Annotated in this window: 1 pseudogene; it reads left to right on the forward strand. The window is 69.5% G+C overall.

Features of this window, described 5'->3' with window-relative positions:
- Window positions 1-269, forward strand: a pseudogene (gene aspA, locus IE97_RS0137990) (aspartate ammonia-lyase); the annotation flags it as partial.

Here is a 269-nt window from a genome sequence, read left to right on the forward strand (position 1 = left end):
CGGCAACGACGTCACCATCACCATGGCCGCCGAGGCCGGACAGCTCCAGCTCAACGCCTTCGAGCCGATCATCCTGCACTCCCTGTCGGAGTCCCTCACTCACCTGCGCGCCGCCTGCCTCACCCTCGCCGAGCGCTGCGTCGCCGGCATCACCGCCAACACCGAGGCGCTGCGCGCGAGTGTCGAGAACTCCATCGGCCTGGTCACCGCCCTCAACCCGCACATCGGCTACACGGCCGCCACCGAGATCGCCAAGGAGGCCCTCGCCA

Origin of the sequence: Streptomyces sp. NRRL S-455, assembly GCF_000717875.1 — a bacterium.
GTDB lineage: Bacteria > Actinomycetota > Actinomycetes > Streptomycetales > Streptomycetaceae > Streptomyces.